Below are 14,989 nucleotides of genomic sequence, written 5' to 3'. Positions count from 1 at the left end.
GAGCCCGATCAGTTGTCGGGAACCGTGAGGATCTCCGCACCGTCCTCGGTGACCACCAGCGTGTGCTCGAACTGCGCGGTCCAGCGCCGGTCGGCCGTCACGACGGTCCACCCGTCGTCCCACATCTCCCACGGCAGGGCGCCCAGATTGATCATCGGCTCGATGGTGAACACCATCCCGGGTTCGAGGACGGTGTCGACGTTCGGCTCGTCGTAGTGCAGCACGATGAGTCCGTTGTGGAAGGTCTCCCCGATGCCGTGTCCGGTGAAATCGCGAACGACGGTGTAGCCGAAGCGATTCGCGTACGACTCGATCACGCGGCCGACGACGTTCAGCTCACGACCGGGTTTGACGGCCTTGATGGCGCGTTCGGTCGCCGTACGGGTGCGCTCGACGAGGTCGCGCGCCTCCTGATCGACGTCCCCGGCGAGGAAGGTCGCGTTGGTGTCGCCGTGGACGCCGTGGATGTAGGCGGTGACGTCGATGTTCACGATGTCGCCGTCGGAGATCACGGTCGAATCCGGGATGCCGTGGCAGATGACCTCGTTGAGCGATGTACAGCACGACTTCGGAAAGTCCTTGTAGCCCAGCGTCGACGGATAGGCGCCGTGGTCGATCATGTACTCGTGGGCGATCGCGTCGAGCTCGTCGGTGGTCACCCCGGGTGCGACCGCCTTGCCCGCCTCGGCGAGCGCGTTGGCCGCGATCTTGCTCGCGATCCGCATCTTCTCGATGGTCTCGGGTGTCTGCACCCACGGCTCATGACCCTCGTTGACCGTGGGCTTCCACACGTATTCGGGACGCTCGATCGAATCGGGCACGGATCGGATGGGCGACACGATCCCAGGGGTGAGGGCACTGCGAACTGGCATGCGTCCAGACTATCGCTGCCGATCGGCGTGAGGCCCATGGGCGGGCCCGGGGTAAGGCCCCACTAAGCTCGCCGGTGGGCGCGTCGGTGTCGCAGGCCGGTCCCGGCCGCCGCGCGGACGACGCCGAACCGAGGGAGGTGCCCTGTGGGCAGCGGAGGGTTCAGAGCCCGTCGGCGACGGTCGTGGGCGCTTCTGTTGGTGATGCTCAGTGTCCTGAGTGTGTCCGGGTGTTTCGTGACACCCATCGAGCAGGAACGGCACTCCCCCGGCGCTCACCTGCGCAGCGGTCCCCAGACCGCGACGCTGCCCGATTCCGACATCACCCCCGTCGCCGATGATCCCGACCCACGGTTGCCGTCGACGGTTCCTTCGCTGCGCTACGGCGACGTGACCGTCACCGACGCCGACCGCATCATCGCGGTCGACATCAACGGGACACTCGGCAACACGGTCTTCGCGCTCGGACTCGGATCGCGGGTGGTCGGCCGGGACACCTCCACGGCATTCCCCTCGGCGGTGTCGCTTCCGGTGGTCACCAATCGCGGGCACAGCCTCAACGCCGAGTCCGTACTCGCCCTCGCCCCGACCGTCCTGCTCGTCAGCGAATCGACCGTGCCCACGACCGCCGTCGACCAGATCCGCGACTCCGGCGTCGAGGTCGTCGTGTTCCCGGCGATCCGCAACCTCGAGACGAACGACGCTCTGATCCGTTCGGTGGCCGCGGCGCTCGGCGTCCGCGACGAGGGCGAGAAACTCGTGGCCCGGACCGACGCCCAGATCTCGGCGGCGCGCGAACTCGTCCCGAATCCGTCGGGTGACCCGACGATGGCCTTCCTGTACATCCGCGGGCGCAACCTCCTGCTGCTCGCCGGTCCTGGTTCCGGCGCCGACGATCTCATCGAGACCCTCGGCGGCCGGGACGCCGGGGCGGCCGCGGACCTCACCGGGGCCTTCACCGCGATCAGCGCCGAGGCGATGATCACCGCCGACCCCGACGTGATCATCGTCATGACGCAGGGGGCGGCCACCGTCGGCGGGCCCGACGGTGTGCTGACGCTCCCGGGTGTCGCCGACACCGAGGCGGGACGCAATCGCCGGGTCGTCCAGATGGACGAGAGTCAGATCCTCGCCTTCGGACCGGACGTCGGTCAGGTCCTGTCGGCGCTCGCGAGGTCGATCTACACGTGAGCTCCTCGGCAACCAGCACCGGACCGGCGACGGCGACCTCGAACCCGGCCCCCTCCGCCACCGCCCATCGCGTCCGCGACACCGCGGTCGTGGTCACCATGCTCGTCGCGACCCTCGTCCTGGTCGTCGTGTCCGCCGGGTCGGGCAAGGTGTCCGTGCCCCCGCTGGAGGTGCTGGGCAGCATCGCCCACCATTTCCATCTCGACCTCGGGCCGCTGCCCGCGCATCCGAACGGCGAAGGAGCGCTGTGGAACGTCCGGTTCCCGCGCATCGTGCTGGGCCTGTTCGTCGGTGCCGCGCTCGGCGCCGCGGGATGTCTCCTCCAGGGCGTCCTCGCCAACCCGCTCGCCGAACCCGGCATCATCGGGGTGTCCTCGGGCGCGGCGGTCGGCGCCTGCCTGATGATCGTGCTCGCCGGCGGAACCGCGGGAGCCGGTGGCGCGGCGGGCAACTGGGCGCTGGCGGGCGCAGCGTTCGCCTTCGGCCTCGTCACCGCCGCTGCCGTCTACCTGTTGTCGCTGCGGGACGGATCGTCGTCGGCCATCATGTTGGTCCTCACCGGCATCGCCGTGAACGCCTTCGCCGCCGGGATCATCGCGTTCCTCACCTTCGTCGCGACCACCGCGGCTCGTGAGCAGATCATCTTCTGGCAACTCGGGTCACTGGCCGGGCGCACGTGGAGCGAGATCTGGGTGGTGGCACCACTCGTCGTGGCGGGCGTCGCCGCGTGCCTGTTCCTCGTGCACAAACTCGATCTGCTCGCGCTCGGCGACATCCAGGCCGCATCGTTGGGGGTCAACGTCGAGGCCGTGCGCAGGCAGGCGATCGTCCTCACCGCCGTCCTCACCGCGGCGGCCGTCGCCTTCGCCGGGATCATCGCCTTCGTGGGGCTGGTGGTGCCGCACGTCATGCGCCTCATCGTCGGTCCGCGTCACGCGATCCTGCTGCCGACCAGCGTGATCGGCGGTGCGCTCGTCATCACCGGCGCCGACCTGGCGGCCCGCACCATGCTCGGCGACGCCGACCTGCCGCTCGGCATGTTCACCTCGCTGATCGGCGGGCCGGTGTTCTTCATCCTGTTGCGCCGCAGCCGTCATGCGGGTGCGGGGTGGTGAACGAGGTGACCGGCACCGCCGCGACACCGGGGATCCGCGCCGACGGGGTGCATGTCCGCCTGGGCGGGCGCGATGTGGTGCGCGACGTGTCGCTCGAGGTACATCCCGGCGAGTTGGTCGCACTGGTCGGGCCCAACGGGTGCGGCAAGTCGACGCTGCTCTCCGCGCTGGCGGGCACCCGAACACCCCATCGCGGACGGGTGCATGTCGACGGTCACGACGTCGCGTCGACGTCGACACGCGAACTGGCCCGGCACCGGTCGCTGGTGACCCAGCTGAATCGGGTGGACACACCGTTCACCGTCGCGCAGGTGGTGGCGATGGGACGGTTCCCGTGGCTGCGCACCCCACGCGCCGCCGACTCACCCGCGGTCATCGCCGATGCGATGGCCCTGTGCGAGCTCGACGAGATCGCCGACCGTCCGTTCGCGCAGCTCTCCGGTGGACAGCAGGCACGGGTGTCACTGGCCCGCGCGCTCGCCCAGGACACCCCGGTGATGATGCTCGACGAGCCGACCGCGGCACTCGACATCCACCATCAGGAGCAGGTGCTCGACATCCTGCGCGTCCACCGTGACGCGGGCAACGCGATACTGCTCGTGGTGCACGACCTGACCCTCGCAGCCGCCTACGCCGACCGCGTGGCGGTGATGAAGGACGGCGAACTGCTGGCGATCGGACCCACCCGCGAGGTCATGACGGTCGAGTTGCTGACGCGCACCTACGACCACCCGGTGGAGGTCATCGACCACGCCGGACGTCAGGTGATCCTGCCCGTCCGTTAGGACCCGTTCGCTACGACACCGATCGGATGGCGTAACCGGGTCCGAGACCGCTGAAGAAGTCGCGCGTCACGGCCACCGCGTTGTTGGAGTCGCCACCGCGGACCACCAGGGTGGCGAAGGCGATGTCACCCCGATAGCCGGCGAACCAGGCGTGCGACCCGCCGTCGAACTCCGCCTCACCGGTCTTGCCGAAGACGGCGCCCTGCCCGTCGATCACCGATGCCGTGCCGCTGGTGATGACCGCGCGCATCATCGGGCGCAGCTGACGGTAGACATCGGGGCTCATCGTGGGCTGTGGCCCCTCGACCTTGGTCGGCTTGTCGAGGATCAGTTGCGGCACCGGGGCTTTCGACCCGTTCGCGACGGTCGCCGCGACGAGCGCGAGGCCCAGCGGCGACACCAGGACCTTGCCCTGTCCGAAACCGTCCTCGCTGCGGGCTACCAGTTCGTTCTCGATCGGCACCGACCCGGACACCGCGTCGAGCCCGGCGATCTCATACTGCTGACCGATACCCATCGCGGCCGCGGCGTGCGCGAGGTCGGACGGACCCATCTCGCTGGCGAGCTTGGCGAACGTGGTGTTGCAGGACTGTGCGAAGGCCCGCAGCATCGACACGGAACCCAGCGAGAAGCCGTCGTAGTTCGGGATCAGTCGCGGGCCGATCTGGATCGCACCGGGACACCCGACGGTCGTGTCCGGGGTCGCCATCTCGCGGTTGATGGCGGCTGCCGCGGTCACCATCTTGAAGGTCGAACCCGGCGGATAGAGACCCGTCGTGGCGATCGGACCCTGCGCGTCGGCGGCGTTGTTCTGCGCGACCGCGAGGATGCGGCCGGTGGACGGCTGCACGGCGACCATCGCGATCTGGAAGCGATTGGTGGCGTCGACCGCGCGCTGCGCCGCGTTCTGGACCGTTCGCGACAGACTCAGCGACACCGCCGGTGAGGGGTCCGCGTCGTGATCGGCGAGTACGTCCGCGTCGAGGCCGTTGGGGTTCACCGTGACCACCCGCCAGCCCGCGCGCCCGGCGACCTCGGTGTCGACGACCTTCTTGACCTCCGACAGCAGGGCGGGTGCGAACCGTGGGTCCTTGGCCACCAGCTCGGCCTGCTCGTTGGTCACCACACCCGGGATCGCCAGCTGATCCCGGAGACGGTCGAACTGCGCATGCGAGAGCCGTGCGAGGGGGTACTGCTGCCCGCTCGCGGTGACCTGTTCGGCGATGGCCTGTGCATCGAGGGAGGGGGTGAACCGGCGCAGCACCGCCACTGCGGCGGTCACCGATTCCGCGACCGACGCGCCCTGCTCGGTCGCGGCCGTCGGATCGAAGTTGACGCCGACGACACTGCCGTTGACCATCACCTCGGAGCCGTCGGCTTCATTCACCGTGGCGCGCGGCGCCTCGATGATCTGCAGCGAGAGCCGTTGATCGGCACCGAGTTTGGGGTGGATGTTCGTCGACGACCAGCGGACCGCCCATCCGCTGTCCGAGCGGCCCATCCGCAGTGTCGCGTCGTAGTTCCAGGTGCGGCCGCGCGGGAGGGCCCAGGTGTAGCCGACCTCGACCTCGGCGGTGTCACCGGTGACGCGGACGCGTCCGGCGTGCGAGTCGAGCGCCTCGGCCGCCAGTCCTGACCAGGCCGACTGCATCGCGGACTCGGCGATGTCCGGGTTGTCGGTCAGGCCCGCCGCGGCGGCGACCTCGTGGTCGGCGTAGGCCGACAGGAAGCGTTCCGCAGCACGACGCGGGCCGTCGTCCTCCGACGTCGAGCAGCCGACGGTCGCAACCGTCACGGCAGCACACAACGCGACGATCACCGCCGGGGTCCATCGAGTTCGCATGCGCCACATCGTGGTCGAGTCTATGGCCGCCCGTCGCGCATTCCCGGGACGCCACGCGGTAACCACCCGGCTGAACGGATCCGCGGAGAACGATCAGTCGACCAGGACGGTCGCGAAGGTCCCGACCTCGGCGAAACCGATGCGCTCGTACACCGCGCGAGCGGTGACGTTGAAACTGTTCACGTACAGACTCGGGATGCGGCCGTGAGCGGCAACCGCCTCGGCGACGGCCGCGGTACCGCCGAGTCCCAGACCCTCGCCGCGGCGGTCGGGTGAGACCCAGACCCCCTGGATCTGTCCGACGCGCCGTGACAGCGAACCGATCTCGGCCTTGAACACGACGTCGGGGCCGTCGAAGCGGGCGAACACCCGCTGCGCGGAGACCAGCGAGGCGAGGCGGCGACGGTATGACCGCCCGCCGTCACCGGCCGTCGGGTCGACCCCGACCTCACCGATGAACATGTCGACCGCCGCCGGCATGTAGGCGTCGAGGTCGTCGAGGGTCACGAGTCGTACCTGCGGGTCGGCGGGCACCGCCGGACATGAGGAGAGCGCGAGGAGAGGTTGCACCGGCCGGACCTCACGGGCCGGGCCCCAGACGGGCTCGATCTGCTCCCACATCTGCAGGACGAGCTCGGCCCGGCCGACGATGGACGAGCAGGCCCGGGGCGCGGCGACGGCGCGATCGGAGAAGTAGTCGAGGTCGTCGGACGAGCCGCTGAGCGGGATCAGGTTGGCTCCGGAGAAGCACAGGGACGACGCCGGGTCACGAGCGGTCCACAGCTCCCCACCGAGCAGACGTGGGTTGATCCCGTGCGTCTCGAAACGTGCGGCCACCATGCACATGGCGACCGGGTCGGAGGTGAGCACACGTTCGACGACGGGCGCGTCGCGTGCGCCAAGCGGCTTGTCGCCCAGAAGCTTCAGCAACGCCGCTCCTCCCTGTCGAGCCCGACCGACTCCTACGAGACGGTCACCACGGGCGAGCCCACTTGTGTTCCGTCTCCAGTTTGTCCTGTTTCCTCGGCGATCCGCAGCGCTTCTTCGATCAACGTCTCGACGATCTGCGCCTCGGGAACCGTCTTGATGACCTCGCCCTTGACGAAGATCTGGCCCTTGCCGTTGCCCGAGGCCACACCGAGATCGGCTTCGCGGGCCTCGCCCGGACCGTTGACGACACAACCCATCACGGCCACCCGCAGCGGGACCTCCATACCCTCGAGACCCGCGGTCACCTCGTCGGCCAGTTTGTAGACGTCGACCTGAGCGCGGCCGCACGACGGGCACGACACGATCTCGAGCTTGCGCGGGCGCAGGTTGAGCGACTGCAGGATCTGGTCGCCGACCTTGATCTCCTCGGCGGGCGGCGCCGAGAGCGAGACCCGGATGGTGTCGCCGATGCCCTCGCTCAGCAGCGCACCGAAGGCCACGGCGGACTTGATGGTGCCCTGGAACGCGGGCCCGGCCTCGGTCACACCGAGATGCAGTGGGTAGTCGCTGGCGGCGGCGAGCTGGCGGTACGCCTCGACCATGATCACCGGGTCGTTGTGCTTCACCGAGATCTTGATGTCGCCGAAGCCGTGCTCCTCGAACAGGCTCGCCTCCCACAGGGCCGACTCGACCAGCGCCTCGGGTGTCGCCTTGCCGTACTTCTGCAGGATGCGCTTGTCGAGGGAGCCGGCGTTCACGCCGATACGGATCGGGATACCCGCATCGCCCGCCGCCTTGGCGACCTCCTTGACGCGTCCGTCGAACTCCTTGATGTTGCCGGGGTTGACGCGCACGGCGGCGCAGCCGGCGTCGATCGCCGAGAAGATGTACTTCGGCTGGAAGTGGATGTCGGCGATCACCGGGATCTTCGACTTCTTGGCGATGATCGGGAGCGCTTCGGCGTCCTCCGGCCGCGGGCAGGCGACGCGCACGATGTCGCAGCCCGACGCGGTGAGTTCGGCGATCTGCTGCAGGGTCGCGTTGATGTCGTGGGTCTTGGTGGTCGTCATCGACTGCACCGAGATCGGGTGGTCGCTGCCGACCCCGACCGAGCCGACGAACAGCTGGCGGGTTTTGCGGCGCGGAGCGAGCACCGGCGGCGGTCCGGCGGGCATGCCGAGTCCGATCGGCACGGCGTTCGCGGAAGTCGGGGCGTTCATCTCGTTCACCTCTGAGGATCGGGAGTGTTGGTGTGAGTCGTGTCCGTGTGAGTCGGTGAACTCAGACGGTGTTCGTTGTGAGGGCTGACCCCGGATGTGTTCACCAGGGGTTGATCGGGTTGACGATGTCGGCGGTGAGTGTGAGCACCATGAAGCCGGCCATCACCACCACGGCGGCGTAGGTGATCGGGAGCAACTTGTAGTAGTCGACGGCACCACCGGGCGCACGGCCGAACCAGCGCCGGACGGTGTCACGGGCCTTCTCGTACCCGACGATCGCCATGTGGCCGCCGTCGAGCGGTAGGAGCGGGATCAGGTTGAACAGGCCGAGGAAGAAGTTGATGCTGATCAGCAGCATCCAGAACAGATCCCACAGGCCGCGTTCGACGGCCTGCCCGCCGAGCACGGAGGCGCCGTAGACGCTCACCGGGGTGTCGAGGGCGCGCTCGCCGCCGGTCACAGCGGTCCACAGGGCACCGACCTTCGACGGCAGGGACAGCAGGGCGTTCCACGTCTCGACTGCGAGATCGCCGGTGAAGCCGATCGCGCCCGGGATGATCGCGAAACCGCTGTAGTGGATGATTCCCGGCGGGAGGTCGTAGGCGATGCCCACCATGTTGTAGGTCTGGGTCTCGGTGGTCCCGTCGGCCTTCGTGGCGGTGACGGTGACCGGTTCCGGTGTCATCGACAGGTCGAGTCGTTGTCCGTCACGTTCGACGGTCAGCGCGACCGGACCGGTGGACTCACGGATCACCGGGGTCAGGTCCGACGCCTGGTCGACCGGCTGGCCATTGATCGCGACGATGTCATCGCCGGGAAGGAGCCCGGCGGCACCCGCGGGACCGGACCCGGAGCAGGGCGAGTTCGTCTGGTCGCTGCCGGCGATCGTGATGGTCGACGAGACGCACTGGGTCTTGCCCACCGTGGCCGGGGTGGGCCCCGGGTTGAGGTTGGGCAGCCCGAAGGTCAGTCCGACGATGATGATCAGGACGAAGCCGAGGAGGAAGTTCTGGGCCGGGCCGGCGAACAGGACGACGAGCCGCTTCCAGGCCTTCTGCTTGTACATGGCCCGCTCGCGCTCGTCCCAGGCGAGTTCTTCGTGGGGCGTCATCCCGGCGATGTCACAGAAGCCGCCGAGCGGCAGGGCCTTGATGCCGTACTCGGTCTCCCCGCGCCGGGTGGACCAGATGGTGGGACCGAAGCCGACGAAGTACCGCCGGACCTTCATGCCCGTTGCCTGCGCGGCCCACATGTGACCGCACTCATGCCAGGCGACCGACAGCAACAGCGCCAACGCAAACAGCGTGACACCGATCGCGAAACTCACGTACCTACTCCATCCGGATCACGGGGATGCGACTGCCACGAGCTGGGCGGCACGATCCCGGGCCCACCGATCGGCGGCGAAGACCTCTTCCACAGTACCTGGCTTCTGATGCCACTGATCCGCCTCGCCGAGCACGTCACCGACGATCTCGACGATGCGCGGGAAACGGATCGCACCTGCGAAGAAACCGGCGGCCGCGGCCTCGTTGGCGGCGTTGTAGACCGCGGTGAGGCTGCCGCCGGCCCGGCCGGCGGAACGGGCGAGTTCGATGGCCGGGAACACCGCGTCGTCCACGGGCTCGAAGGTCCAGGCCGACGCCGTCGAGAAGTCGCAGGCCGAGGACGACCCGGGCACCCGGTCGGGCCACCCGAGCGCCAGGGCGATGGGCAGCTTCATCGAGGGAGGCGACGCCTTGGCGATCGTCGCGCCGTCGACGAAGGTCACCATCGAGTGCACGATCGACTGCGGGTGCACCGTGACGTCGATGTGGTCGTAGTCGACGTCGAACAGCAGGTGGGCCTCGATGACCTCCAGCGCCTTGTTGACCAGGGTCGCCGAGTTGAGGGTGATCATCGGCCCCATCGACCAGGTCGGGTGATGCCCGGCCTGCTCCGGGGTGACGTCCTGCAGCTGCTCACGCGTCCAGCCGCGGAACGGTCCGCCGGAGGCGGTGAGCACGAGTCGCTCGACCTCCGCGGTGGTCCCGGCGCGCAGGCACTGCGCGATCGCCGAGTGCTCGGAATCCACCGGGACGATCTGACCGGGCGCGGCGGCCTCGAGCACGAGCGAGCCACCCGCCACGAGGGACTCCTTGTTCGCCAGGGCCAGGCGGGCACCCGATCGGAGCGCGGCCAGACTCGGGGCGAGGCCGATCGATCCGACGACCGCGTTGAGCACGACGTCGACCCCGGTGTCCGCGGCGACCGCATCGATCAGATCGCTCATCGCCTCCGGGCCGCCGAGGACCGCGTCGGCTCCCCCACCGAGACGGTCGGCGAGTTCGCGTGCTCTCCCCGCGTCGGCGACCCCGAGCCGGGACGCCGGGACACCGAACGCGGCGGCCTGCCGGGCGAGGAGATCGAGATTCGCCCCGCCGGCACCGAGGCCGACGACCTCGAATCGATCGGGGTGCTCGGCGATCACCTCGAGCGCTTGGACGCCGATGGAACCGGTGGAGCCGAGGATCAGCACGCGAGTGGGCACCCGTCCATTCTGGACCATGCCGCCGCACACCGGACCGACCGCCGCCACCGGCATACCGCTATGCTGATCCGGAACTACTACCGATCGTCAGAGATCTGACGTCCGCGCTGTGAGGAGTGGCTGTGGCAAGCACCGATGTTGAGCACACTGTGGGGCACGGCGCTGGGGGCCACGCCGAGATCGTCGACACCGGCTGGCGCCGTGAGCCCGCCGATGCACCGTCGGCGCGGTTCGGCTGGCACGGCGCCGCGACCAAGACCTTCTACGGCGCTGCGGTGTTCTTCGCGGTGTTCCTCGTGCTGATGATCATCGGCAACCACACCGGCCACATCGAGGACCTCTACCTGATCGGCTTCGCCGTCGCGGTGCTGGTCCTCTGCGTGCGCGGCTGGTGGATGAACCGCGGAAAGTGGTCCTGACCGGCCATTTCCGTCCTCTGGAACGACGAACGCCGAGCGGTGATCCGCTCGGCGTTTTCTCGTCTGCCCGGGTCTCGCCGGACCGTTCAGCGTTCTTCGGCCGCCAGCTGTCCGCACGCGGCGGCGATCTCCTGCCCGCGGGTGTCGCGGACAGTGCACGAAACGCCCTGCTCGCGTACACGACGCACGAACTCGCGCTCGACCGGTTTGGGACTGGCGTCCCATTCCGACCCCGGCGTCGGGTTCAGCGGGATGAGGTTGACGTGTACCAGTGAGCCGAGCGCCCGGTGCAGCTTCTGCCCCAGCAGGTCCGCGCGCCACGGCTGATCGTTCACATCCCGGATGAGCGCGTACTCGATCGACACTCGGCGGCCGGTGGTGTCGGCGTAGTAGCGGGCGGCCTCGAGAACCTCGTCGACCGACCAGCGGTTGTTCACCGGGACGAGAGTGTCGCGCAGTTCGTCGTCGGGCGTGTGCAGTGACACGGCGAGCGTCACCGACAGGCCCTCGTCCGCGAGGCGGCGGATCGACGGGGCGAGGCCCACGGTCGAGACCGTCACCGACCGCGCCGAGATCCCCAACCCCTCGGGTGCCGGCGAGGTGATCTGCCGGACCGCGCTCACGACCCGCTTGTAGTTGGCGAGCGGTTCGCCCATCCCCATGAACACGACGTTCGACAGCCGACCGGGCTCCCCCAGCTCGCCGTCACGCAGGGCGCGCGCCGCGGCACGGACCTGATCGACGATCTCGGCGGTGGACAGATTGCGGTCGAGGCCACCCTGGCCGGTGGCACAGAACGGGCACGCCATCCCGCATCCTGCCTGGCTGGAAATGCAGAGCGTGTTGCGCTCGGTGTAGCGCATCAGGACACTCTCGAGAAGAGTGCCGTCGTGCAGGCGCCAGAGCGTCTTCCGGGTCGAGTCGTCGTCGCACGAGATGTGCCGCACGGGGGTGAGCAGTTGCGGAAACAGGCGTTCGCGCACCGCGTCGCGGGCACCGGCGGGCAGGTCCGTCATCTCGTCGACGTCCCCGTTGAGCCGGGCGTAGTACTGCCGGGCCAGCTGATCGGCACGGAACCTCGGCAGCCCCAGCTCCGCCAGCGTCGCGACGCGACCTGCGGCGTCGAGATCGGCGAAGTGTGTCGGCGGACGCCCGCGTTTGGGCGCGTCGAACACAAGTGGCAATGAGGTCATCAGGCCATTGTCGCATGTCATGATGAAGCGATGACGACACCCGAGGACAGGCGGAGCACGGGCCCGGTACCCGCGTGGGGCGAACAGACCGCGGGTTCACCGGTACCGGCCACCGACCACACCTATCCCGAGCAGGGCCAACCCGCGGACGCCCCCGGCCCCGACGACCATCGCGATCGGCTCAGGCGCACGGTGCGGGACGTCGAGCACACGCGTACGCGAGCGACATGGTTCGGCGTCGTCATCGGCGCGATCATTCTGATCCTGTTGCTGGTCTTCATCGTGCAGAACCTGACCAGCCAGACGATCGAGCTCCTCTTCTGGGAGGTCAACCTGCCGCTCGGGGTGAGCCTGCTGATCGCCGCGATCGCGGGCGCGCTGATCGTCGCACTCGTCGGCGGGCTCCGCATGATGCAGCTGCGACGCGCATTGAAGAAGGCCGCCAAGTAGATCTGGAAGTCACGAGTCGTAGGCCAGTACGTCGGCTCCGACCATCGGTCACAGGAGCGCGGTCAGGACTGCCCACACGACGAAGGCCGACGGCAGGAGGCTGTCGAGCCGATCCATGATGCCGCCGTGCCCGGGCAGCAGCGTCCCCATGTCCTTGATCCCCAGGTCGCGCTTGACCTGCGACTCCACGAGGTCGCCGAGAGTCGCGCAGACGACCAGTGCGGGACCGAGGATCATGCCGATCCACCAGTGACTGCCGATCAGGAAGACGATGCAGCAGACCGATCCGACGCTGCCCAGCAGCAACGATCCGACCATGCCTTCCCAGGACTTCTTCGGACTGATCGCCGGCGCCATCGGATGTTTGCCGAAGAGGACCCCGGCGACATAACCGCCGACGTCGGAACACACGACGACGACCATCAGGGTCGCCACTCGCGCGGCCCCGTCGTCCTGCACCACCAGGTGAGCACCGAACGACGCCAGCAACGGCAACCATGCGAGCACCAGCACGGTGACGGCGAGATCGCGCAGATAGTTCACCGGCGCGTGATTGATGCCCTGCCCCAACAGCTTCCACACCATCGAGACGAGGACCGTCGCCGCGAACGCGACGAGCACACCGGTCGGACCCCACGGCCAGCTCACCCAGATGATCGCCTGGCCCCCGATGAGCAGGGGCCACAGCGCGATGTCGTACCCCCCGGTGCGCAGCCGCTTGGCGACCTCCCAGGTGGCGATCGCGAAGGCGACCGACACGAGGACGTACCAGAGCTTCGGGGCGAAGAGCAGGATGGCGATGATGCTCACGCCCAACGTGCCACCGACCGCTATCGCCGCGGGCAGATCGCGACCCGCGCGGGACTTCTTCTCGGGGGGCGACTTCTCGGGGCCCGGCGTCTGAGACGCCGGCCCGTCACCGCCTTGTCGCGGAACCTCGCTCACACCTCGAGCAATTCGTCTTCTTTGTGCTTCACGATCTCGTCGACCTGCTGCACATACGCCGCCGTGGTCTTGTCCAGTTCCTTTTCGGCGCGCGACACCTCGTCCTCGCCGGCCTCGCCGTCCTTCTGGATCCGCTTCAACTCGTCGGCGGCCTTGCGCCGCACGTTGCGGATCGAGACCTTGGCGTCCTCACCCTTGCCCTTGGCCTGCTTGACCAGGCTGCGGCGGCGCTCCTCGGTCAGCTGCGGGATGGCCACCCGGATGATGGTGCCGTCGTTGGTGGGGTTGACCCCGAGGTCCGAGTTGCGGATCGCGGTCTCGATGTCACGCAGGGTCGACGCCTCGTACGGCTTGATCACGACGAGACGCGGCTCGGGTGTGTTGATGCTCGCCACCTGGGTCACCGGCGTCAGCGCACCGTAGTACTCGATGTTCACCTTGTTGAACATCGACGGGTTCGCGCGTCCGGTGCGGATCGAGCCCATGTCCTCCTTGGCGACGTTCACCGCCTTCTCCATCTTCTCCTCGGCATCGAGCAGCGCGTCGTCGATCATCTTCGTCCTTGTTCCGTTCGTCGGTTTCTCGTCGGGCTCGGTTCTCGTCGGGCTCGGTTCTCGTCGGGACCGGGTCCGGCTCGGGTGATGGTCAGGTGCTGACCAGGGTGCCGATCCGGTCCCCCGCGACCGCACGGGCGATGTTGCCCTGCTGGAGCAAATTGAACACCAAGATCGGCATCTTGTTGTCCATACACAGACTGAAGGCGGTCGCGTCGGCGACCTTGAGCTCCTTGTCGAGCACCTCGCGGTGGGTGATCTCGGTGAAGAGTGTGGCCTCGGGGTCGATGCGCGGGTCGGCGTCGTACACGCCGTCGACGGCCTTCGCCATCAGCACCACCTCCGCCTTGATCTCCAGCGCCCGCTGCGCGGCCGTCGTGTCGGTCGAGAAGTACGGCATACCCATTCCGGCACCGAAGATCACCACGCGCCCCTTCTCGAGGTGGCGCTGGGCTCGGAGCGGAAGGTACGGCTCGGCGACCTGCCCCATCGTGATGGCGGTCTGCACACGGGTGGAGATCCCGCGCTTCTCCAGGAAATCTTGCAACGCAAGGCAATTCATGACCGTACCGAGCATGCCCATGTAGTCCGAGCGGGCCCGGTCCAGACCACGCTGCTGCAACTCCGCGCCGCGGAAGAAGTTGCCGCCACCGATCACCACGGCCACCTGAACCCCGGAGTTGACGACGTCGGCGATCTGGTCGGCGACGGTCCCGACGACGTCGGGGTCGAGACCCACCTCGCCACCGCCGAACATCTCACCGCCCAGCTTCAGCAGGACCCGGTGGAATCCGTCCCGGCGCACCCCGTCCGCGGTCGTCGGCTCATGGCCGGAAGGGGTGGAATCGGACTGCGTGGCGTCGGGCGCTTCACTCATCGGCTTCCTCACTCGTCGGTTCGGTGAACTATCGTACGTCTTCACCCGATCCAACTCGCGACACACGT

Annotated in this window: 15 protein-coding genes; 5 read left to right on the top strand and 10 right to left on the bottom strand. The window is 68.4% G+C overall.

The features are described 5' to 3' along the window. Positions 1-8 precede the first annotated feature (8 nt). On the bottom strand, positions 9-872 hold the full coding sequence (gene map, locus MAY35_RS02860; RefSeq protein WP_238419114.1) for a type I methionyl aminopeptidase: 864 nt from the start codon (positions 870-872) through the stop codon (positions 9-11). 201 nt (positions 873-1,073) lie between these two features. Between map and MAY35_RS02855 the strand changes: the two genes are divergently transcribed. Genes MAY35_RS02855 through MAY35_RS02845 form a run of 3 tightly spaced genes read left to right on the top strand, consistent with a single transcriptional unit; the run spans position 1,074 to position 3,960 of the window. Then, a complete protein-coding gene (locus MAY35_RS02855) occupies positions 1,074-2,060 on the top strand; it encodes a hemin ABC transporter substrate-binding protein (RefSeq protein WP_238419113.1) in 987 nt (328 codons plus the stop codon). Then, on the top strand, positions 2,057-3,175 hold the full coding sequence (locus tag MAY35_RS02850; RefSeq protein WP_238419112.1) for an iron ABC transporter permease: 1,119 nt from the start codon (positions 2,057-2,059) through the stop codon (positions 3,173-3,175). Before MAY35_RS02855 ends, MAY35_RS02850 begins: the two co-directional genes overlap by 4 nt. A gap of 5 nt (positions 3,176-3,180) precedes the next feature. Continuing rightward, positions 3,181-3,960, top strand: coding sequence for a heme ABC transporter ATP-binding protein (locus tag MAY35_RS02845; protein WP_238419111.1), 780 nt, complete (start codon positions 3,181-3,183; stop codon positions 3,958-3,960). Between the two features lie 10 nt (positions 3,961-3,970). Here the strand turns inward: MAY35_RS02845 and MAY35_RS02840 are convergent, their stop codons facing one another. The 5 genes from MAY35_RS02840 to dxr all read right to left on the bottom strand — a co-directional run bounded on the left by MAY35_RS02840 (position 3,971) and on the right by dxr (position 10,483). Beyond that, positions 3,971-5,812 carry a penicillin-binding transpeptidase domain-containing protein gene (locus MAY35_RS02840; RefSeq protein WP_238419110.1) on the bottom strand — a complete coding sequence of 614 codons (1,842 nt, stop codon included), beginning with the start codon at positions 5,810-5,812 and terminating at the stop codon, positions 3,971-3,973. A gap of 84 nt (positions 5,813-5,896) precedes the next feature. Next, complete coding sequence (locus tag MAY35_RS02835; RefSeq protein ID WP_238419109.1) at positions 5,897-6,733, bottom strand: GNAT family N-acetyltransferase; 837 nt, start codon at positions 6,731-6,733, stop codon at positions 5,897-5,899. 32 nt (positions 6,734-6,765) lie between these two features. Continuing rightward, the gene (ispG, locus tag MAY35_RS02830) at positions 6,766-7,953 is read right to left on the bottom strand and encodes a flavodoxin-dependent (E)-4-hydroxy-3-methylbut-2-enyl-diphosphate synthase (RefSeq protein WP_238419108.1); all 1,188 of its coding nucleotides are present in this window, start codon (positions 7,951-7,953) and stop codon (positions 6,766-6,768) included. A gap of 100 nt (positions 7,954-8,053) precedes the next feature. Beyond that, positions 8,054-9,280 (bottom strand): RIP metalloprotease, encoded by a 1,227-nt coding sequence (locus MAY35_RS02825; protein ID WP_238419107.1) that lies wholly within the window; start codon positions 9,278-9,280, stop codon positions 8,054-8,056. A gap of 18 nt (positions 9,281-9,298) precedes the next feature. Continuing rightward, entirely contained in the window at positions 9,299-10,483 is a 1,185-nt protein-coding gene (gene dxr, locus MAY35_RS02820) for a 1-deoxy-D-xylulose-5-phosphate reductoisomerase (RefSeq protein ID WP_238419106.1), read from the bottom strand. A gap of 122 nt (positions 10,484-10,605) precedes the next feature. On the opposite strand from dxr, the gene MAY35_RS02815 reads away from it, so the two are divergent. After that, the gene (locus tag MAY35_RS02815; RefSeq protein ID WP_238419105.1) at positions 10,606-10,902 is read left to right on the top strand and encodes a DUF2631 domain-containing protein; all 297 of its coding nucleotides are present in this window, start codon (positions 10,606-10,608) and stop codon (positions 10,900-10,902) included. An 86-nt stretch (positions 10,903-10,988) separates the two neighbouring features. Here the strand turns inward: MAY35_RS02815 and rlmN are convergent, their stop codons facing one another. Next, positions 10,989-12,095: a 23S rRNA (adenine(2503)-C(2))-methyltransferase RlmN gene (gene rlmN / locus MAY35_RS02810; RefSeq protein ID WP_238419104.1), complete on the bottom strand. Its 1,107-nt coding sequence runs from the start codon at positions 12,093-12,095 to the stop codon at positions 10,989-10,991. A 30-nt stretch (positions 12,096-12,125) separates the two neighbouring features. On the opposite strand from rlmN, the gene MAY35_RS02805 reads away from it, so the two are divergent. Beyond that, complete coding sequence (locus MAY35_RS02805; protein WP_238419103.1) at positions 12,126-12,545, top strand: lipopolysaccharide assembly LapA domain-containing protein; 420 nt, start codon at positions 12,126-12,128, stop codon at positions 12,543-12,545. 48 nt (positions 12,546-12,593) lie between these two features. Here MAY35_RS02805 and MAY35_RS02800 read toward each other — a convergent pair whose 3' ends face one another. The 3 genes from MAY35_RS02800 to pyrH all read right to left on the bottom strand — a co-directional run bounded on the left by MAY35_RS02800 (position 12,594) and on the right by pyrH (position 14,921). Continuing rightward, positions 12,594-13,490 (bottom strand): phosphatidate cytidylyltransferase, encoded by an 897-nt coding sequence (locus MAY35_RS02800; protein ID WP_374237912.1) that lies wholly within the window; start codon positions 13,488-13,490, stop codon positions 12,594-12,596. Next, a complete protein-coding gene (gene frr / locus MAY35_RS02795; RefSeq protein WP_238419102.1) occupies positions 13,487-14,044 on the bottom strand; it encodes a ribosome recycling factor in 558 nt (185 codons plus the stop codon). The genes MAY35_RS02800 and frr overlap by 4 nt, the downstream gene beginning before the upstream one ends. Positions 14,045-14,135: 91 nt before the next feature. After that, the gene (gene pyrH / locus MAY35_RS02790) at positions 14,136-14,921 is read right to left on the bottom strand and encodes a UMP kinase (protein WP_238419101.1); all 786 of its coding nucleotides are present in this window, start codon (positions 14,919-14,921) and stop codon (positions 14,136-14,138) included. Between the last annotated feature and the right edge of the window lie 68 nt (positions 14,922-14,989).

It is taken from the genome of Gordonia sp. 'Campus' (assembly GCF_022206305.1).
Lineage (GTDB): Bacteria > Actinomycetota > Actinomycetes > Mycobacteriales > Mycobacteriaceae > Gordonia.
This window is presented reverse-complemented; position numbering and strand designations above follow the sequence as displayed.